The following is a 17,625-nucleotide window of genomic DNA, read 5'->3' as shown; positions in this document are numbered from 1 at the left end:
TCAGGAGCGCGGCGGGGGAAGGACGCCCAGGAAAGGCCGCATGACGACGACCGTACCGCAGCGGGCCGCGTCAGGCCGGGCGGGCGCCGACGGCGTCCCGGATCTCGGCGCCCTCCGTGCGTTCGACGGATCGGGCGCAGTGCCCGCAGCAGAAGAACCGGCCGTTGACCTCGACGCCGTGCCCGACGATCTTGATTTCGCAGTGCTCGCAGATGGGTGCCATGCGGTGAATCGCGCATTCGAACGAGTCGAAGGTGTGCACGTCGCCGCTGACCGTGCGTACCTCGAACGCCATCCAGTAGTCGTTGCCGCAGACCTCGCACGTTGCCATGGAAAACCTCCCGTATCAGGACATGTGCTATCAGGTTGCCCCGGCGCAGAAGGTCGGGTGGGCCGAACGCCGCCGCTCGACCGGTACGGGTGGCGTGTCGGCTCTGGCGTGTCGTCCGTTGGGTCGCCGCGACCCCGACAACAAACTCGCCGACATCGATGGATTTATTGACCAGGCTCTTTACTGTTAACAAAGTTTAAATTACGTTGAGGGGCACCTCACCGAGAAGGAGCTGCCCCGATGCGTCGAAGAATCACCGTCCCGCTGGTGGCGGCGGGTGCTGTCGCCGCCACCCTCACCGTCGCCGCGCCCGCCCAGGCGCACGGCTACGTCTCCGCCCCGCCGAGCCGGCAGGCGCTCTGCGCGCAGGGCCGGGTGCCCGACTGCGGGCAGATCAAGTACGAGCCGCAGAGCGTGGAGGGGCCGAAGGGCCTGCGCAGCTGCAACGCCGGGATCGCCCAGTTCGCCGTCCTCAACGACGACAACCGGGGCTGGCCGGCCACGTCGGTCGGCAGCTCGCTGACCTTCACCTGGGTCAACACCGCCCGGCACGCCACCAGCAACTGGGAGTACTGGATCGGCAACAGCCGGGTCGCCGTGGTCAACGGCAACGGCCAACAGCCGGGCGCCACCGTCTCGCACACCGTCAACCTCGGCGGCTACTCCGGCCGGCAGAAGATCCTCGCGGTGTGGAACATCTCCGACACCGCCAACGCGTTCTACTCCTGCATCGACGTGCAGATCGGCGGCGGCGGCGGGTCCACGCCCACCCCCTCGCCGACCCCCTCGCCCACGCCGCGGCCCACCCCGACCGCCGCGCCGACGACTCCGCCCGCGCCGGGCGGCAGTTGGACGGCCGGCCGGGCGTACCAGGTCGGCGACCAGGTCACCTACGGCGGTCGCACGTACCGCTGCCGGCAGGCGCACACCGCGATCCTCGGCTGGGAGCCGCCGAACGTACCGGCGCTCTGGCTTCAGGTCTGACCGCACGGGCGCGGCCCCGGCCGCGCCCGTGTCGCCGCCCACGCGTGATCGGAGCACCCGCCATGCCTCGCGCGACCCCGCTGGCGCCCTTGGTCGCCGCGCTGCTGCTGGCCGCCGCCTGCGCCGGGCCGTCCGCGTCCCCGTCGGCCGCGCCCGAGCCGGCTCCCGCGGCCCCGGCCGGGTCGGCGGCAGGCGGGCCGTCGACAGCCGGATCGGCCGCCGAAGGCCCGCTGAGCGGCATCGACGTGGTCTTCCTGAACACCATGGTCGGGCACAGCGAACGCACCCTGCAGATCGTCCGGCTGGCGGGCGGCCGCTTGCGCGACGACGCGCTGCGCACCCTGGCCGCCGCCGTCGAGGTGACCGAGGCCGACGAGTTGTCGACCATGCGTGGCTGGCTGCCCACGGCCGGGCCGGGCGCCGGCGTGACCGGGCACGACCACGCCGGGCACGGCGACGACGCCGCGCTCGACCGGCTGCGGGCCGCACCCGACGCCGACGTCGACCGCGTGCTGCGCGAGGTGCTCGCCGACCACCAGCGGGCGGCGGCCGACCTGGCCCGAGCCCAGATCGACGTCGGCCGCAACGAGCAGGTCCGCGACCTGGCCCGGCGGATCGAGCGGTCCCGGACCGCCGAGGTCGAGCTGCTGACCGGGAGCTGACCGGGGTACGCCGCTGGCGCACCTCCCGCCGCGCGGAGGCCGCTCGCCTTCCGGCCTCGCGCGCTGGCTTCGTGCCCTGGCCTCGCGCGCTGGCTTCGTGCCCTGGCCTCGCGCGCTGGCTTCGTGCCCTGGCTTCGCGCGCTGGCCTCAGGTCAGCGGGGTTCCAGCCGGATGGAGACCGAGTTGACGCAGTGCCGGGTGTCCTTCGGGGTGAAGCCCTCGCCGTGGAAGACGTGCCCGAGGTGGCTGTCGCAGCGGGCGCAGCGGATCTCGGTGCGGGCCATGCCGAGGCTGCGGTCCTCGATCTCCTTGACCCGGCCCGGGATGGCGTCGTCGAAGCTCGGCCACCCGCAGTGCGAGTCGAATTTCGTGTCGCTGGCGAAGAGTTCCAGCCCACAGGCGCGGCAGTGGTAGACCCCCTGGGTCTTCGTGTCCACGTACTCGCCGGTCCACGGGCGTTCGGTGCCGGCCTCCCGCAGGACGTGGAACTCCTCGGGGGTCAGCCGGACGCGCCACTCGTCCTCGGTCTGGGGCAGCTCGTTGTCGTCAAGACTCACCCGTCAACGGTACGTCGAACGTCGGGGGTGTGGCATAAGGTCGCGAGATGGCTGGCACCAAGGCAGCGGTCACCGAGGTCGAGGTGGCCGGGCACAGCGTACGGCTGAGCAGTCCAGACCGGGTGATCTTCCCGCAGCGGGGCTTCACCAAGGCGGACGTCTTCCACTACTACCTCGCGGTCGGCGACGGCATCATGCGCGCCCTGCGGGACCGGCCCACCACGCTGCAACGTTTCCCCGAGGGCGTCGAGGGTGAGGCGTTCTTCCAGAAGCGGGTGCCGACCCGGGGCGTCCCGCCCTGGGTCTCCACTGCGGAGATCACCTTCCCGAGCGGCCGGAGCGCGGCGGAACTCCGCCCGGTCGACCTGGCGCACGTGGCCTGGGCGGCGCAGATGGGCACCATCGTGTTCCACCCGTGGCCGGTGCGCGCCGCCGACGTGGACCGCCCCGACGAGCTGCGCATCGACCTGGACCCGCAGCCCGGCACCGACTTCGCCGACGCGGCCCGTGCCGCCGGGGAGGTCCGCGCGCTCCTCGACGAGTTGGGCGCGACCGGCTGGCCGAAGACCTCCGGTGGCCGGGGCGTGCACGTCTACCTGCGCATCCAACCCCGATGGACGTTCACGGAGGTGCGCCGGGCCACCATCGCGCTGGCCCGCGAGGTGGAGCGCCGCCAGCCCGACCTGGTCACCACCGCCTGGTGGAAGGAGGAGCGCGGCAGCCGGGTCTTCGTCGACTACAACCAGATGGCGCGCGACCGCACGATCGCCTGCGCGTACTCGTTGCGGGCCACCGCGCGAGCCACCGTCTCCACCCCGGTCACCTGGGACGAGCTGCCCGACGTCGACCCGGACGACTTCGACCTCCGCAGCGTGCCCGCCCGGCTCGCCGAGCGGGGCGACCCGCACGCCGGCATCGACGACGCCCCGTGGGACATCACCCCGCTCCTGGAGTGGGCCGAGCGGGACGCCGCCGCTGGTCAGGGCGACCTGCCGTACCCTCCCGACCACCCCAAGATGCCCGGCGAGCCCAAGCGGGTCCAGCCCAGCCGCGCCAAGCGCACCCCCGACGACGACAAACCCTGACCTGCGAGCCCACTGGCGGTAGGGCTGTCGGTGTCGCGGCAGCGAGGGGGGGGTCAACGCCCGCACCAAAGCGGTTCCGCATCGCCCGGAAGTTGTCGTACACCTGTTCTAATGTTTGGGTGTGATCGATGAGTTGGCGCGGGCGGAGAGCGCGGTGCGGGCGTGCGCCGACGCCGCTGCCTGGGCCCTGCCCGAGCGTGATCTGATCGCGGCGCTCGATGCCACGCACCGGCTCCAACAGCGGCTGGCGGCGGTGCAGTTGGCCCTCGTTCGGGAGTTGGACGGTCGGGGCACCGCGGTCGCGCAGGGCGCGTCGTCGACGACCGTGTGGTTGCGCCATCGCCTGCGACTCGACGTCGCATCCGCCCGTCGGCTGGTCGGCCTCGCCGCCTCCGTCGACGCCGCCCCGCCGGCCGTGCGGAGCGCCCTCGCGACCGGGGCGGTCACTGTGGAGCAGGCCCGGGTCATCGCCGACACGGCCGCCACGGTGTCGACGTCCGCGGGCCCAGAGGTCGCCGGCAAGGCGGTCGGCGTGCTGGTCGAGTGGGCCGCGCAGTTCGATCCGTCGTTGCTGCGCCGGATGGGGGCGCGGATTCTCGACCACGTCGCACCCGACGTCGCCGATGTCGCCGCGGCGACGGCCCTCGCCGCCGAGGCCGCGCGGGCGGCCCGCGACCGGCACGTCACCATCTCCGAGCAGGCCGGCGGGCGGCTCCGGCTCGCCGGCACCCTCGACGCGGAGGCCGCCGCGCTGCTGCGTGCCGCCATCGACCCGCTGAGCGCGCCCTCCGGCTCCGACGACACCCGCAGCGCGGGGCAGCGCCGCCACGACGCTCTCGCCGACGTGTGCCGGCTCGCCCTGCGCGCCGGCGACCTGCCCGAGAACGGCGGCGACCCCGCCCAGATCGTCGTCACCACCAGCTACGACGGGCTGACCCGGCAACTGCGCGGCGGCACCCTCGACATCGGCGTGCAGCTCACGCCCGACACGGTGCGTCGGCTCGCCTGCGACGCCGCGATCCTTCCCGCCGTGCTCGGCGGCGCCGGGCAGGTCCTCGACGTGGGCCGGCAGCGCCGCCTCATCACCGGCCCGCTGCGGCGTGCCCTGGTGCTGCGGGACGGCGGCTGCGCCTTCCCCGGCTGTGACCGGCCACCCCGTTGGTGCGCCGCCCACCACATCCGCCACTGGGCCGACGGCGGCCCGACCAGCCTCGACAACGCCGTCCTGCTCTGCGGCCACCACCACCGACACGTCCACCAGAGTGACTGGGCGGTCCGGCTCGGCGACGACGGCCATCCCGAGTTCGTGCCGCCGGCCTGGCTCGACCCCGACCAACTCCCGCGCCGCAACCACTACCACCGGCGAACGTGACCGGGGCGCCGAGGATGCGCTGATCCCCGGCGCCCCGCCCCAGATGTCATGCCTGATGCCGCCCGCCCGTCGGCTCTGCCGGCTCCGGCCCTACTCGCAGCCGAGGGAGTCCCGGTACTTGGCCGGCGGTTTGCCGGCGGCCACCTCGTCGGCGGTCTCCCAGAACACCTCCGGCCAGTCTCCCTCGTCGTTCATCTGGCGCAGCACCGTCCACCTGTGGCTGCTGCGCAGCGCGTCACCGGCGCGCCGGAGAGCGTCGTCGTCGCCGGCCTTCTTGGCGCGCAGCCACTCGGCTATCCAGGCGCAGCCGACGCGGCTGGTCACCTTGGCACCGAACTGGTACGCGTCGTTGGCGCCGAGCCCGCCCAGCGCGGTGACGTCGAAGCCCGGGGGGAGCGGCACGTCGGCGAGCACCTTGGCGGCCTGCTCGGTCGCCCGTTGCGGCGTGACGATCTCGGCCGGCAGCGCGGCCAACCAGGTTTTGGCGTCGACGCGGACCACGGTGGCGAGGACCTCGTCGAACGCCGCACGCGTCCACGTGCCGCTGGTCCGGAGTTCGACGAAGGAGCCCTCGCGGGGCTTCAGCATGACCGCGAAGTCACCCTCGTTGTACTGAAACCGTTCGGCCGGCCAGCCGTCGACCGTCACCTGAGCCGGCTCGCTGACCCGGAGCCGATCCTCGTGGAAGCTGTCGTACACGTCGGCCGGGTACCAGTTCATCTCCAGTTCCCGATCGTTGTTGCTGAAAGTGATCGAACCGTCCTTCTCGGTGAAGCCGTAGACGGAGGTGGCCTTCCAGCCAGGCTGGTCGATCAGCAACCGTGGGTTCTCCTCGGCCGCCTTGAGCACCATGGCCCAGTCGGTGATCGGCTTCGTGTCATCGGAGGTGTCCGCCGGGGTGGAGGGGCGGTCCTCCGGCCGATCCGCGTTCATGATCGAGCCGGTGACGACCACGCCGAGAACGACGGCGGCGACACCCGCGCTGGCGAGACCGCTCAGCAGCGCGCGGCGTCTCCTCTGGCGTCTGGCCGACGGTTCGGCGACCGGTTCGAGGGTCGGTGTGGACATGATCTCCTCCAGGAGGTTCTGCGCGGCCCCGTCGAGGTGCTGAACGACCTCGGGTCGGTACGGGTCGGCGTCGCGAACCATGCGGTCGAGGTGCGCGTCAGTCATCGGCCCTCCTTCGGGGTGCGTACGGCCAGGACGTCGAATACATGTCCGGGTGGGTCCGCATCGTCACCGACCAGTTGTCGCAGCCGGGCCCGGGCTCGCGACAGCCGGGTACGGGCCGCGGCCGGGCTGATGCGCAGGACGTCGGCGGCCTCGCGCGGCTCCAGGCCCTCCCAGAAGGTCAGCATCAACAACTCCCGGTCCTGCTCACCGAGCCGGGCCAGCGCGGCCCGGACCGTGAGCCGTTCGGGCACCTCGCTGCCCGGGTCGGCGACGATGACGGCCCTGAGCCGTTGACGCAGCCGGTCGCCCAGCCGCCCTCGGCGCAGCCCACTGCGGTGGTGGTTGGCGAGCACCCGCCGGGCCACGCCGTACAGCCACGGCCGTACCTCCGTGTCGGGTGGCATGTGACGGCTGCGCCGCCAGGCGACGAGGAAGGTCTCTGCCACCACGTCGGCCGCGTCCTCGGGCTGCTCGACGCGTCGCATCGCGTACGCCAGCAGCGGCTCGAAGTTGGCCGCGTAGACGCGTCGAAATCGGTCCTCGTGCTCGGTCGTGGAGCTCACGTCTACTCCATGTCCGGTTCGGCGTCGGTCGTGACGGGGGCGGCCGGAAAAACTGCCGGGTCGACTGTCGATCCGCCACCCCACGCTATCGGGGCGAGTGCGTGCCGAACATTGCGCGACCGATTGACATTCGATAGGTAACGAGCGAGGATCGATGCATGGTTGTCGAGCGTCGAGCGGTAGCCGCTCTCCGAGTTTTCCTCGTGGTGCTGTTCGGGGTCCTGATCCCGTTCGAGACACTCTCCCTGCCGGGGCAGTTCGCGCACATGGCGCAGGAGTCGCCGCAGGACGCGTACCTCCGATGGCCGGCGACGGCCGTGGCGGTCTTCTGGGTGCTGTGCGTCCAGGTGGTGATCGTTTGCACCTGGCAATTGCTGAACCTGGTCAAGAAGGACCGCATCTTCACCGAGGCGTCCCTGAAGTGGGTGGACGCGATCGTCTGGGCCATCGCCGCCGCCTGGGTGGTGCTCGTCGCCGTCTTCCTCTACGTCGTGTTGAACGCGGACGACCCCGGCCTGCCGGTCCTGCTGTTCCTGCTGACGGTGGGTGTCACAGTGGCCGGGCTCCTGATGGTGGTGATGCGTGCGCTGCTGCGGCAGGCCACCACGCTGCGGACCGACATGGAAGCGGTGATCTGATGCCCATCATCGTCCGCATCGACGTCGAGTTGGCCAAGCGCAAGATGAGTGTCGGCGAGTTCGCCGAACGGGTCGGGCTCACCCCGGCAAACGTGGCCGTGCTCAAGAACGGTCGCGCCAAGGCCGTTCGCTTCAGCACCTTGGAAGCGATGTGTCGGGTGCTCGACTGCCAGCCCGGTGACCTCCTGGAGTGGGTCGACGAATGACGTACCTCTTCGCCGTCCTCGCCGCCGCGCTCGGGGTTGCCGGCATCGTGCACGGAGAGGCTGACGACTCGCCCGGCCTGCAGTTTCTGGGCGCCGCGCTCGTCGTGGGCGCGGTCGTCTTCGGGGTACGGACGGTCCGGCGCGGCCGGTAGCCCGGCGAATGGGCCGCACGGGCCGAGCCGACTACCCAGAATAACGATCATGTAACGGGCGCGAACCTTTCCCGGTGGATGACCTGTCTTGAAGGTCGTCGGTCCGCCAGGGCCAGGGGAGGCGTCGGATGAAGTTGGTGTGGAGACGGGCCCGCGAGGCGCGAGGTCTGCTGGTTGCCGCGGTGATCGCCGCCTTGGTCGCCGTCGTGCTGGTCACCGGCCTGTCCGACTACAACCGCCGCGCGGTGGACGCCGGGCAGCGGGCGCTGGTGGCCGCGTCGCCGGCCGAGGAGCGCGGCCTGCTGGTCAGCGGCTCCGGCGGGCGCGACGCCGCCGAGTTCGCCACCCGCGACCAGGCGGTGCGGGCCGAGTTCGCCGACGGGCTCGCCGGCGTGCCGGTCACCGTCGCCGTTGCCCGGTACGGCACCGGTCGGGAGTTGACCGGCGACCTCGGGTCCGTGCCCCGCACCGGCGACGACCCGATCTTCGCGAACCTGGCAACCATGGAGGGCCTGGCCGAGCACGCCGAGCTGACCAGCGGGGCATGGCCCCGGGCCGGCTCGACGCCGGTCCAGGTGAGCCTGCCGGAACGGGTAGCCACGGCACTGGGCCTGACCGCCGGAGCGCGGATCCCGCTGCGGGACCGCGCCACCGAGCGGGCCGGCGAAGTGGTGCTCGCCGGCACCTGGCGGCCCCGTGACGCGACCGAGGCGTACTGGCTGCTGGCTCCCGGAGTGGGTGCGGGCAGCGCCGGCTCGGGGACCTCGTACGGGCCGTTCGTGCTGGACCCGGCCGACTTCGCGGCCACCTTCCCCGGCTCGGTGACGGTCTCCTGGCTGGCCGAACCGGACCTCGGCGGCGTCGACGTCGGCGACCTGCCGGCCGTGCGGGATGCCATGACGGCGGCCGTGACGGCGGTGCCCGAAGCAGCGCAACTGGGCACGTCGGCGCAGTCGATGACCAAGATGGACCTGCTGCTGGACCGGATCGGCCGCGCTGACCTGGTGGGCCGATCCTCGCTGGCCACCCCGCTGCTGCTCATCCTGGTGCTCGGCGGGTACGCGCTGGTGCTGGTCGCCGCGCTGCTGCACGAGGACCGCCGCCCGCAGACCGCGCTGCTGCGCGCCCGTGGCGCCGCCCGCCGACAGTTGGCCGGCCTGGCCGCCCGGGAGGCGACCCTGGTGATCGCCCCGGCAGCCCTGCTCGGGCCGGTGATCGCCGGGGAGGCGCTGCGGTTCGTCCGGCCCGGCGGGTCGGCCGAACTGTCCACGGCCGGCGGCAACACCACCCTGATCTGGGCGGCTGCCGCGGCGACCGCCGCCGGCTGCCTCGTGGCCATGGTCGCGCCCACGCTGCGCGGCGCCGGCACCTACGTGGCCGACATGGCCGCCAGGTCCCGGCCGAACCGGGCGGCGAGCGTCCAGCGGGCCAGCGTCGACCTGGTGCTGGTGGCGCTCGCCCTGATCGCCTGGGTGCAACTGCGCCGGTACGCCTCACCGCTGGCCGGCTCGGACGGCCGGCTCGGGCTCGACCCACTGCTGGTCGCCGCGCCGACGCTCGGCGTGTTGGCCGGTGCCGTGCTGGCGCTGCGGGTGCTCCCGCCGCTCACCCGCTTCGCCGAGCGGTTCGTCGACCGGCGGCCGTGGACGGCCACCATGTTCGGCATGTGGCAGGCCGGCCGGCGTCCACACGCCGGGCCGGTGCTGCTGCTCGCCCTCGCCGTCGGTGGCAGCACCCTCGCCTGGTCCCTGATCAGCACCGGTGAGCGGTCCCAGGTCGAGCAGGCCAGTCACACGGTCGGCGCCGACCTGCGGGTGACCGAGCGGTCCGGTTCCGCCCCGCTGGCCCGGGCCGGTCAGCTCGCCGCGTTGCCGGGCGTGAACCGGGTCCTGCCCGCGTGGCGGGACGAGGTACGGGTCGGCCGGCAGGACCTGCCGGTGACCGTGATCGGCGTCGACCCGGCCAGCGCGGCCGGCGTCGTCCGGCTCGACGACCGCCTCAGTGACGTGCCGGTGTCGGACAACTACCAGCGGATGGTCCAGGCCCGGGGCGCCCCTGTCGGAATCGAACTGCCTGCCGGCACCCGCGCGATCACCGGCACGGTCCGTACCCCCGTCGAGGGGTCCGTCCGGTCCCACCAGATCGCGGTGGCGTTGCTGGTCACCAGCGACGACGGGCTCGCCTTCCGGCTGCCGGCCGGCAACGCCCCGAGCAACGGACGGGCCACGCGTTTCACGGCCCAGCTACCGGACGTGGGTGAGGCGCGGCTGAGGCTGGCCGGGTTCGAAGCCGACGGCGGGCCGAGGGCCGGCACCACCTACGGGCTTCAGGTGCAAGGCTTGACGCTGGTCGACGCCGACGGCAAGGCCCGGCCAGCCGAGTTGACCGGCGACTGGGCGACGACCTGGGTCGGAGGGCCGCGCGTGCCGGTCCGATCGGGCGCCGCCGGGCTCGTGGCAAGCCGCGACCTGCTCGACTATCCCGGCGGGGAGCGTGCCTCCCAGGACTCGACCCGGTTCGTCGTCGTACCGGGCGCACCGGCCGCGGCCGTACCGGTGCTGATGACCGCCGGGGTACGCGATGCGCTGAGCCTGCGCGTCGACGACAAATTCACCCTGGACCTCTCCGGCGTGTCAGTGCCGGCGCGACTGGTCGGGGAATTGACCTCCGTGCCGACCACCACCGGAGAGGGCGTGCTGCTCGACCTGCCCGCCGCGGCAGACGCGCTGATCGCCGCTGGCGGGACGATACGTCCGGTGCCGGAGTGGTGGATCGGTGCTGGCGACGCGACAGCCGCCGCACGGGCGGCCAGCGAACTGCCGGGTGTCACCGTGCTCAACCGGGAAGCGGTGATCGAGTCGGCCGCCGACGACCCGTACTGGCAGGGTTCCCGCACCGGGATGCTCGCCGCCGCGCTCGGCGCGGTGCTGCTCGCCCTCGTCGGGCTGATGGTGGACGTGTGGGCAACCGCCCGGCGCCGGCTCGGCGAGTTCGCGGTGCTGCACACCCTCGGCGCGACACCCCGGCTGCTGGCGCGGGCGTTGCTGGCCGAACAGTCCTTCCTGGCCGGCATCGGCGTGGGTGTCGGGCTGCTGCTCGGCGCCGCGGTGGGGGCCACCATGGCCCCCCTGGTCATCCTCACCCCGGCCGCTGGTCGGCCGGTGCCCGCGGCGACGTTCGTGCTGCCCTGGGTGCCGATTGGCCTGACCGCGGTGGGTCTACTGCTGGCGGCGCTCGCCTTCAGCGCGTTCATCGCCACCGGCATCCGCAAGCGGGTGGCGGCGGTGCAGCTGCGAATCGGGGGAGAACGATGAGCGTCGGCGCGGCCGCCCGGCGGGTCCGGGCGTACGGCGGGCAGTTCCTGCTTCTGGCGGTGCTGACCCTGGTGGTCACGCTGCTGGTCAGCGGGGTGCCCCGGCTCGTCAACCGGCTCGCTGAACAGGGTCTGCGGGCGCAGCTGAACAATGAGCTGCCCGCCCGCCGAGACATCTCGTACTCCACTGGCGAGACGCCCTTTAACTCGATCAAGACCGCCACGGGAGCCGCTCGCGAGCGGTTCGACGACCTGGCGGAGCAGATGCCGCCGCAGGTGGGCTCGGCGGTCACCGAGCGCTGGCACAGCGTGGAGATCCCACCGGCCCGGGTGGCCGGCCCGGACCTCGTGGCCGGCAAACTGCTGGTCGACCTGGGCCTGCGGGTCATGCCCGGCATCCAGGACAAGGAGAGCAGCACCCTCGTCGAGGGGGCGTGGCCGAGCGAGACGTACGTTCCCAGCCGGCCGATCGAGGTGGCACTCGATGTCGACGTGGCCGGCAAGCTCAACCTGCGGGCCGGCAGCCAACTGCGCATCGGCCACACCGACGCCAAGGGCAACATCATCGATCCGTCTCCCGTGCTGGTGGCCGGGTTGTTCCGCCCCACCGACCGAGCGAACGGCATGTGGGACGGGCTGCCGCCGGCGCTGCGGATCACCGAACCGATCGGCGATGGCCAGCCGAAGATCGTCGTCGGCATGGTCGCCCAGTCGGTCTTCAACAAGCGGGCCGCGGAGGGTTGGCCGATTCGGTCCGAATGGCGGTACCGACTCGGCGTCGACTCCATCGACGCACGCGACCTGGACCAGTTGATCGACGGCCTACAGACAATGCAGCGCAGCACCCCGTCGGACCTCACCCTGACCCAGGGTTTCGACGTGCCGCTGCGGGCGTTCGCCGCCCAGCTGAACGCCGCCCGGACCCTGCTCGCGGTGATCGCGGCCGGAGTGCTCGCCACCCTGGCCGGGCTGATCGTGCTCGCGGCCACCCTCGCCACCCGCCGACGCCGCGCGGAGTTCGTGCTGCTGCGCGCCCGAGGGGGTGCGGCCACCGCCGGCGCCCGGCGCAGCCTCGCCGAGTCGCTGCTGGTGGTGCCGGTCGCCGCCGCGCTGGGCTGGTGGCTGGGCACCCTGTTCCCCGGTGCCCCGGACTCGACCGCGCCGTATGCCGCCGCGGCGACCGTGCTGGTCACCCTCGCGCTGCCGCTGGCGACGCTGGCCGTGCCGACCGGAGGGGCGGCCCGCCGGGACCTGGTCCGGCTCCGCCCGTCAGCGCGCCGGCTCACCATCGAGGTCTTCCTCCTGCTGCTGGCCGGGCTCGCGGCGGTGCTGCTGCGCCGACGTGGCCTCACCCTCGGCGAGGTGGACCCGCTGCTGGTGTCGGTGCCGGTGCTGCTCGCGATCGCCGCGGCGGTGCTCGCGCTGCGCGCGTACCCCTGGCCTCTGCGGTTGGTCAGCCGGCTCGCCGCGCGGACCCGGGGCAGCGTGACGTTCCTCGGCACCGCGCGGGCCGGCCGTTCCGCGGTGGCCGCCCCGCTGGTCGTCGTGGTGCTGGCGATCGGCACGGCGGCGTTCTGCGCCGTCGTCGCCGCCGGTGTCGACGCGAGCCGGGACCGGGCCGTCGAGCGGATCGTTCCCGGCGACGCGGTGGTCCGGGGCGAACGTTTCGCCCCGGACACCCTCGACGCGCTGAGTGCGCTGCCCGGGGTTCGGGCCGTCACCCGGCTGCTGGACGAGCCGGATCAGCGGCTGGCCACCGACGCACTCGGCACCGACGCGCGGGTCGCTCCGGTGGCGGTGTTGGTGGTGGACAGTTCGGGTCTGAGCGCGGTGAGCCGGGAGTCCGGTGTGGACCTGCCCGTACCGGCCGCGTTGCCGAGCGCCCAGCCCGCTGCGGGACCGCTGCCCGCCATCGTCTCCCCGGCGGTCGCCGCCGACCTGACCCGGGCGGGCCTGGACCGTTCGGCGTTCGTCTCCGTGCAGGGCGAGCGGTACGAGTTCCGGGTCGCCGGTTCGCAGGAGAGCTTCCCGCTGCTGTCGGAGAGCACCAGCCGGTTCGTGATCCTGCCCTGGCAGGCGCTGCCAGCCCGCAACACCGAGCCCGTGCCCACCAGCCTGCTGGTCGCCGGGGACCGGCTCGACGCGGAGGTGTTGCGCCAAGTCGGCGACCAGGGGCAGGACCGCTACCAGCGCGACGGAACGGTGACCGGCCTGCAACGGAACATCGGCGTGACGGTCGACACCCGCGACGGCGTCCGGCGGGACCTCGGCGACGGTGGTGCCAACGGTGTGCTGGCCTTCGGCTTCGCGGCCGGCGCCGCCGGCGGCACCGCGCTCGGGCTGCTCGCCATCGCGTTCACCGTGCTCGCCGGCGCGCGAGCACGCGGTCAGGTGCTGTCCCGGCTGCGGACCCTCGGCCTGTCCCGCCGACAGTGGCGAGGGCTGTTGCTCGTCGAGTTGGCCCCGCTGGTCGGCACGTCGGTGCTGACCGGCGCGCTCGTCGGGGCGGTGCTGCCCCTGCTGCTCAACCCGGTGCTCGGCCTGACCGCGTTCACCGGCGGCGTACCGGTCCGGGTGGCCTTCGAGCCCGGTCTCGTCGTCGCGGTGTTCGCGCTCGGGGCGGTCGCCCTCGGCTTCGCGGTCGTCGTCGAAGCCCTGAACAACCGCCGGCTGCGCCTCGGTGAGGTGCTCCGGCTCGGAGAGGAGAGCTGAGATGACCGCTACCGCCCAGACCGCACCGATGCCGGACCTGGCCGTCCTACAGCAGCGGGCCGCACAACGGGCCGCCGAGCGGGCCGGCGGGGAGGACCGACTGCGCGGCCACATCGTCTGCGACGGCCTGGTGCGTATCTTCAAGACCGAGGGGGTGGAGGTCGTCGCCCTGCAGGGCCTCGACCTGGTCATCGACCGGGGCGAGCTGGTGGCGATCGTCGGTGCCTCCGGTTCGGGCAAGTCGACCCTGCTCAACATCCTCTCCGGCCTGGACACGCCGACCGCCGGCATCGCCCGGGTGGCCGACTACGATCTGCTCTCGCTGTCGGCCAAGCGGCGGTTGAGCTACCGGCGGGAGTTGGTCGGGTTCGTCTGGCAGCAGACCGGCCGCAACCTGCTGCCGTACCTCACCGCGCTGGAGAACGTCGAGCTGCCGATGCAGCTGGCTGGCAAGCTCAGTCGCAAGGCCCGCCGGAAGCGGGCCCGGGAACTGCTCGACATGGTCGGCGTGGGCTACTGCGCGCAGCGGCGGCCGGGACAGCTCAGCGGCGGTGAGCAGCAGCGTTGCGCGGTGGCCGTGGCGGTGGCCAACGACCCGGAGGTGCTCTTCGCCGACGAACCGACCGGTGAGCTGGACGAGGCGACCGGCGCGGACGTCTTCGCGGCGCTGCGCGCCATCAACGCCGAACTGGGCGTCACCATCGTGGTGGTGACCCACGACCACGCCGTCGCCACGCAGGTCCGCCGGACCGTCGCGATCCGCGACGGCCGGACCGCCTCCGAGGTACGCCGGACCGCCCGGATCGACGCGGAGGGCAACACCGAGTTGGTCAGCGAGGAGTACGCGGTGCTCGACCGCAACGGTCGGATGCAGTTGCCGGCCGCGTTCGTCGACGCGCTCTCGATGAAGGAACGGGTTCGGCTCGACCTGGAGCTTGACCATGTGCAGGTACGGCCCGGTGACCGGGCCACGGACGATCGGGAGGCACGGGCGTGAGCCGTCGGGACATGATGGTGACGGGAGCGGCCGGGTTCGGCGGTGCGTCCACGGCGCACCCCGGCGAGGTTGTCCGGGTCAGCAATGTGAGCCGCACCTTCGGCCGGGGCGAGCGCGCCGTGCACGCGGTGCGGGACGTCTCGTTCAGCGCCAACCGCGGTGAGCTGGTCGCCATCCGCGGCCGATCCGGGGCGGGCAAGACCACGCTGCTGAACCTGATCGGCGGGCTGGACCGGCCGGACAGCGGTCAGGTCGTGGTGGCCGGGCACGAGGTGACCGCGGCCGGCGAGGCGGAACTGCTGCGGCTGCGCCGGGGCATCGTCGGGTTCGTGTTCCAGACCTTCGGGCTGGTGCCGATCCTCTCCGCCGCCGAGAACGTCGGCGTGCCCCTGCGGCTGGCACAGGTGCCGGCCGCGGAGCGGGAGCAACGGGTCGCGGTGCTGCTGGAACTGGTCGGCCTGGGCGGGCACGCGGCGCAGCGCCCCTACGAGCTCTCCGGTGGGCAGCAGCAGCGGGTCGCGGTCGCCCGCGCGCTGGCCAACGAGCCGGACCTGCTCATCGCCGACGAGCCCACCGGTCAGCTCGACTCGGAGACCGGACGGTCCATCATGGATCTGCTGCGCGCGGTGGTGCACGCCCGAGGCATGACGGCACTGGTGGCCACGCACGACCCCGCCCTGATCGACCTGGCCGACCGGGTGCTCACCCTGCGCGACGGCCGCCTGGTCGACGGCTGACCGCTGCCGGACGGACGGCTGCCGCACGCCAGGGCGCTTCGCGACGGGCCCTCGCTGTGCGAGGGGGCTCCCTGTGGCGTCGGGCTTGCTGTGCGGCGGGCCCTCGCTGTGCGGCGGGCCCTCGCTGTGCGGCGGGCCCTCGCTGTGCGGCGGGGCTTGCTGGGCGTTGGGGCTCGCTGTGGCGTCGGGGCTTGCGCCGGCCTCGCACAGCTCGGCCGCAGTAGGCGAGGTGGTGGTCCGCGCTCGCTTTGAAGCTGATGTCGTAAACGGATCGGTGCGCTGACTTGTTTACGACATCAGCTCCAAAGCGTCTGCGACATGGTGGTACGGGGGCCGCCCAAGGACGCAGCTCCGCGCTCCGCGCTCCGCGGACCCCGGTCGGTCAGAGGGCGAGCTTCATGCCCTCGTGGCTGGCCACGAAGCCGAGGCCCAGGTAGAAGCGGTGCGCGTCGTCGCGGGTCTTGTCAGTGGTGAGCTGGACCAGGGCGCAGCCGCGCTGCCGGGCCTGGTCGATCGCCCAGGCCATCAGCTCACGGCCGAGCCCCTGGCTGCGGCGGTCGGAGCGGACCCGGACCGACTCGATCAGGGACCGCTCGGCGCCGTGCCGACCGAGCCCGGGGATGTAGGTGATCTGCAGGCAGCCGACCAGGTCACCGTCCTGCTCTGCGACGATCAGCTGGTTGCGCGGGTCCGCGTCGATGGCGGCGAACGCCCTCTCGTACGCGTCGTCGACCTCGGTGAAATCGCGGGCCTTGCCCAAGATGTCATCGGCGAGCAGGGCGATGACGGAGGGCAGGTCGGCCCGGACCGCCTCCCGGAAGATCACGTCGGTCATCGGGTGAGAATCCCACAGCGACGGGGATCGAGCCGGCCCTGGCTGGCCTGCTAGAGCAGCACTCCCGCCGGCTCGGGGTCAGCGGCCCGTGGTCGTGGTGAACGGCGACGCAGGGACGGTCGGGGCGGCCTTCGACTACGCCGAGATCCGACAGATCTACGGCGCGCGGGTTGGGCTGAGCGGCTGACCCTCACGCGGCTGCCGGCCTGTGCGGGCGACGACCCCGCAGCTGTCGGAGTGCCAGGTGACCGATCCGGTTGAGGTGGCCAACGACCCGGCCACCAGTGCGTTGTCGGCCAAGGTCGACCTCTCCTGCACCTCACCGATGGTCTTCGCCATCACCGCGGACGAGTCCTCGGACGAGGGCGACTACAAGGCCACGGACCTAAAGGCATCGGGTTCATGGACTGCGGGGACAGCTCCGGAGCGTTCGCCTACTCCAACCCGCCGCGCCTGCCGCCGGCAGAGGGCCCGCTGCCCGAGATGTCACTGGACTACTCGTCACAGATGGTCGAAGGGCGGATGGCCGGTGCCAACAACGGGCAGTGGTGCGGCTACTCCCAGGTGGTCACCAAGGTCGGCGAGCCGGGTCGGGGCGTACCGCTGACCACTCGAAAGCGCTCCCACCGCGGCCTGCACGACCAGCCGTTGCCAGGCGGTGGCCGGCGCGACGTACAGGTGTCCGATTCCGAGGGCAACACGTTCTCGTACCATGCGGCGCTGGCCGGCGCTCCGCCCGAGGAGGCGTCCTTCGACGGGTCGGCGGTTGTCGAGGCGTCCACCTCGCAGTGTTGGACCCGCCAGACAGCCGCGCGCAGCCACTCCGGTGGCACCGACCGGGCGTACCTCACCGGACCGTCCATGGAGAAGACCCGCAAGCTGCTCGCGTCGAACGTGTGGGCGCGGACCGAGACCCGCACCACCTATGACAGTGAGGGCCAACCGGGGACGGTGTCTGATCTGGGTGACACCGCCCGTACCGGCGACGAGACCTGCACCCGCACGACGTACGTCAAGAACGGCACCGCGTGGATCCGCGCGGCGGTGTCCCGGGTGGAGACCGTCGCCAAGACATGCGGCGAAACGCCCGCCCGGCCAGTCGATGTCATCTCCGATGTCCGGACCTACCACGACGCTTCGGACGTCCACGGCGCCACCCCGAGTAAGGGCATGGTGACCCGCGAGGAGACCTTCGACACGTGGAATGGCGGGCCTGTCTACACCGTCATCTCCCGTATTAGCCACGACGGGCTCGGGCGGATCACGAGCGCGACTGACGCCCGCGGTGGGGTCACCACCACCGCGTAA

The 17,625-nt window shown here is 72.7% G+C and carries 17 protein-coding genes; 12 read left to right on the top strand and 5 right to left on the bottom strand.

Annotation, left to right across the window (positions count from 1 at the left end):
• Nucleotides 1–70 precede the first annotated feature (70 nt).
• Nucleotides 71–331 carry a hypothetical protein gene (locus ABZ780_RS10290; RefSeq protein WP_053653495.1) on the bottom strand — a complete coding sequence of 87 codons (261 nt, stop codon included), beginning with the start codon at nt 329–331 and terminating at the stop codon, nt 71–73.
• Nucleotides 332–571: 240 nt separating this feature from the next.
• On the opposite strand from ABZ780_RS10290, the gene ABZ780_RS10285 reads away from it, so the two are divergent.
• Together ABZ780_RS10285 and ABZ780_RS10280 are read left to right on the top strand one after the other, a co-directional pair.
• Nucleotides 572–1,315: a lytic polysaccharide monooxygenase gene (locus tag ABZ780_RS10285; protein ID WP_357004900.1), complete on the top strand. Its 744-nt coding sequence runs from the start codon at nt 572–574 to the stop codon at nt 1,313–1,315.
• Nucleotides 1,316–1,377: 62 nt separating this feature from the next.
• The gene (locus tag ABZ780_RS10280; protein WP_357004904.1) at nt 1,378–1,977 is read left to right on the top strand and encodes a DUF305 domain-containing protein; all 600 of its coding nucleotides are present in this window, start codon (nt 1,378–1,380) and stop codon (nt 1,975–1,977) included.
• 152 nt (nt 1,978–2,129) lie between these two features.
• On the opposite strand, the gene msrB is transcribed toward ABZ780_RS10280, so the two are convergent.
• Complete coding sequence (msrB, locus tag ABZ780_RS10275; protein WP_357004907.1) at nt 2,130–2,534, bottom strand: peptide-methionine (R)-S-oxide reductase MsrB; 405 nt, start codon at nt 2,532–2,534, stop codon at nt 2,130–2,132.
• A 47-nt stretch (nt 2,535–2,581) separates the two neighbouring features.
• Between msrB and ligD the strand changes: the two genes are divergently transcribed.
• Nucleotides 2,582–3,619, top strand: a complete 1,038-nt coding sequence (ligD, locus tag ABZ780_RS10270; protein ID WP_357004911.1) for a non-homologous end-joining DNA ligase — start codon at nt 2,582–2,584, stop codon at nt 3,617–3,619.
• A 121-nt stretch (nt 3,620–3,740) separates the two neighbouring features.
• Nucleotides 3,741–4,991 carry a DUF222 domain-containing protein gene (locus tag ABZ780_RS10265; protein WP_357004914.1) on the top strand — a complete coding sequence of 417 codons (1,251 nt, stop codon included), beginning with the start codon at nt 3,741–3,743 and terminating at the stop codon, nt 4,989–4,991.
• Nucleotides 4,992–5,081: 90 nt separating this feature from the next.
• Here the strand turns inward: ABZ780_RS10265 and ABZ780_RS10260 are convergent, their stop codons facing one another.
• Both ABZ780_RS10260 and ABZ780_RS10255 read right to left on the bottom strand, forming a co-directional pair.
• Nucleotides 5,082–6,164 (bottom strand): hypothetical protein, encoded by a 1,083-nt coding sequence (locus tag ABZ780_RS10260; RefSeq protein ID WP_357485580.1) that lies wholly within the window; start codon nt 6,162–6,164, stop codon nt 5,082–5,084.
• Nucleotides 6,161–6,727, bottom strand: coding sequence for a sigma-70 family RNA polymerase sigma factor (locus ABZ780_RS10255; protein ID WP_357004920.1), 567 nt, complete (start codon nt 6,725–6,727; stop codon nt 6,161–6,163). The genes ABZ780_RS10260 and ABZ780_RS10255 overlap by 4 nt, the downstream gene beginning before the upstream one ends.
• Before the next feature lie 158 nt (nt 6,728–6,885).
• On the opposite strand from ABZ780_RS10255, the gene ABZ780_RS10250 reads away from it, so the two are divergent.
• The 7 genes from ABZ780_RS10250 (at nt 6,886) to ABZ780_RS10220 (ending at nt 15,482) form a co-directional block, all read left to right on the top strand.
• Nucleotides 6,886–7,365, top strand: coding sequence for a DUF2975 domain-containing protein (locus ABZ780_RS10250; RefSeq protein WP_357004923.1), 480 nt, complete (start codon nt 6,886–6,888; stop codon nt 7,363–7,365).
• Nucleotides 7,365–7,571 (top strand): helix-turn-helix transcriptional regulator, encoded by a 207-nt coding sequence (locus ABZ780_RS10245; RefSeq protein ID WP_053653506.1) that lies wholly within the window; start codon nt 7,365–7,367, stop codon nt 7,569–7,571. Before ABZ780_RS10250 ends, ABZ780_RS10245 begins: the two co-directional genes overlap by 1 nt.
• Entirely contained in the window at nt 7,568–7,723 is a 156-nt protein-coding gene (locus tag ABZ780_RS10240) for a hypothetical protein (RefSeq protein ID WP_357485578.1), read from the top strand. The genes ABZ780_RS10245 and ABZ780_RS10240 overlap by 4 nt, the downstream gene beginning before the upstream one ends.
• 128 nt (nt 7,724–7,851) lie before the next feature.
• Nucleotides 7,852–11,037 carry an ABC transporter permease gene (locus tag ABZ780_RS10235; RefSeq protein WP_357485577.1) on the top strand — a complete coding sequence of 1,062 codons (3,186 nt, stop codon included), beginning with the start codon at nt 7,852–7,854 and terminating at the stop codon, nt 11,035–11,037.
• Nucleotides 11,034–13,748 (top strand): FtsX-like permease family protein, encoded by a 2,715-nt coding sequence (locus tag ABZ780_RS10230; RefSeq protein WP_357004930.1) that lies wholly within the window; start codon nt 11,034–11,036, stop codon nt 13,746–13,748. Before ABZ780_RS10235 ends, ABZ780_RS10230 begins: the two co-directional genes overlap by 4 nt.
• Nucleotide 13,749: 1 nt before the next feature.
• Nucleotides 13,750–14,745, top strand: a complete 996-nt coding sequence (locus ABZ780_RS10225; RefSeq protein WP_357485575.1) for an ABC transporter ATP-binding protein — start codon at nt 13,750–13,752, stop codon at nt 14,743–14,745.
• 14 nt (nt 14,746–14,759) lie between these two features.
• On the top strand, nt 14,760–15,482 hold the full coding sequence (locus tag ABZ780_RS10220) for an ABC transporter ATP-binding protein (protein ID WP_357485875.1): 723 nt from the start codon (nt 14,760–14,762) through the stop codon (nt 15,480–15,482).
• Nucleotides 15,483–15,864: 382 nt separating this feature from the next.
• Here the strand turns inward: ABZ780_RS10220 and ABZ780_RS10215 are convergent, their stop codons facing one another.
• The gene (locus ABZ780_RS10215) at nt 15,865–16,317 is read right to left on the bottom strand and encodes a GNAT family N-acetyltransferase (protein WP_357004936.1); all 453 of its coding nucleotides are present in this window, start codon (nt 16,315–16,317) and stop codon (nt 15,865–15,867) included.
• A gap of 402 nt (nt 16,318–16,719) precedes the next feature.
• Between ABZ780_RS10215 and ABZ780_RS10210 the strand changes: the two genes are divergently transcribed.
• Nucleotides 16,720–17,625: a hypothetical protein gene (locus ABZ780_RS10210; RefSeq protein ID WP_357485574.1), complete on the top strand. Its 906-nt coding sequence runs from the start codon at nt 16,720–16,722 to the stop codon at nt 17,623–17,625.

This window comes from Micromonospora sp. NPDC047467 (assembly GCF_040643095.1).
Classification (GTDB): Bacteria; Actinomycetota; Actinomycetes; order Mycobacteriales; family Micromonosporaceae; genus Micromonospora.
The sequence above is the reverse complement of the archived record's forward strand: the minus strand, read 5'-3'. Positions and strand labels throughout refer to the sequence as shown.

Excerpts from the sequence above, each read along its gene's own strand:
- ABZ780_RS10280 (WP_357004904.1), top strand. The coding sequence starts at position 1,378 with ATGCCTCGCGCGACCCCGCTGGCGCCCTTGGTCGCCGCGCTGCTGCTG.
- ABZ780_RS10240 (WP_357485578.1), top strand. The coding sequence starts at position 7,568 with ATGACGTACCTCTTCGCCGTCCTCGCCGCCGCGCTCGGGGTTGCCGGC.
- ABZ780_RS10290 (WP_053653495.1), bottom strand. The coding sequence starts at position 331 with ATGGCAACGTGCGAGGTCTGCGGCAACGACTACTGGATGGCGTTCGAG.
- ligD (WP_357004911.1), top strand. The coding sequence starts at position 2,582 with ATGGCTGGCACCAAGGCAGCGGTCACCGAGGTCGAGGTGGCCGGGCAC.
- ABZ780_RS10235 (WP_357485577.1), top strand. The coding sequence starts at position 7,852 with ATGAAGTTGGTGTGGAGACGGGCCCGCGAGGCGCGAGGTCTGCTGGTT.
- ABZ780_RS10210 (WP_357485574.1), top strand. The coding sequence starts at position 16,720 with ATGGACTGCGGGGACAGCTCCGGAGCGTTCGCCTACTCCAACCCGCCG.
- ABZ780_RS10225 (WP_357485575.1), top strand. The coding sequence starts at position 13,750 with ATGACCGCTACCGCCCAGACCGCACCGATGCCGGACCTGGCCGTCCTA.
- ABZ780_RS10250 (WP_357004923.1), top strand. The coding sequence starts at position 6,886 with ATGGTTGTCGAGCGTCGAGCGGTAGCCGCTCTCCGAGTTTTCCTCGTG.
- ABZ780_RS10245 (WP_053653506.1), top strand. The coding sequence starts at position 7,365 with ATGCCCATCATCGTCCGCATCGACGTCGAGTTGGCCAAGCGCAAGATG.
- ABZ780_RS10220 (WP_357485875.1), top strand. The coding sequence starts at position 14,760 with ATGGTGACGGGAGCGGCCGGGTTCGGCGGTGCGTCCACGGCGCACCCC.
- ABZ780_RS10230 (WP_357004930.1), top strand. The coding sequence starts at position 11,034 with ATGAGCGTCGGCGCGGCCGCCCGGCGGGTCCGGGCGTACGGCGGGCAG.
- ABZ780_RS10215 (WP_357004936.1), bottom strand. The coding sequence starts at position 16,317 with ATGACCGACGTGATCTTCCGGGAGGCGGTCCGGGCCGACCTGCCCTCC.
- ABZ780_RS10285 (WP_357004900.1), top strand. The coding sequence starts at position 572 with ATGCGTCGAAGAATCACCGTCCCGCTGGTGGCGGCGGGTGCTGTCGCC.
- ABZ780_RS10260 (WP_357485580.1), bottom strand. The coding sequence starts at position 6,164 with ATGACTGACGCGCACCTCGACCGCATGGTTCGCGACGCCGACCCGTAC.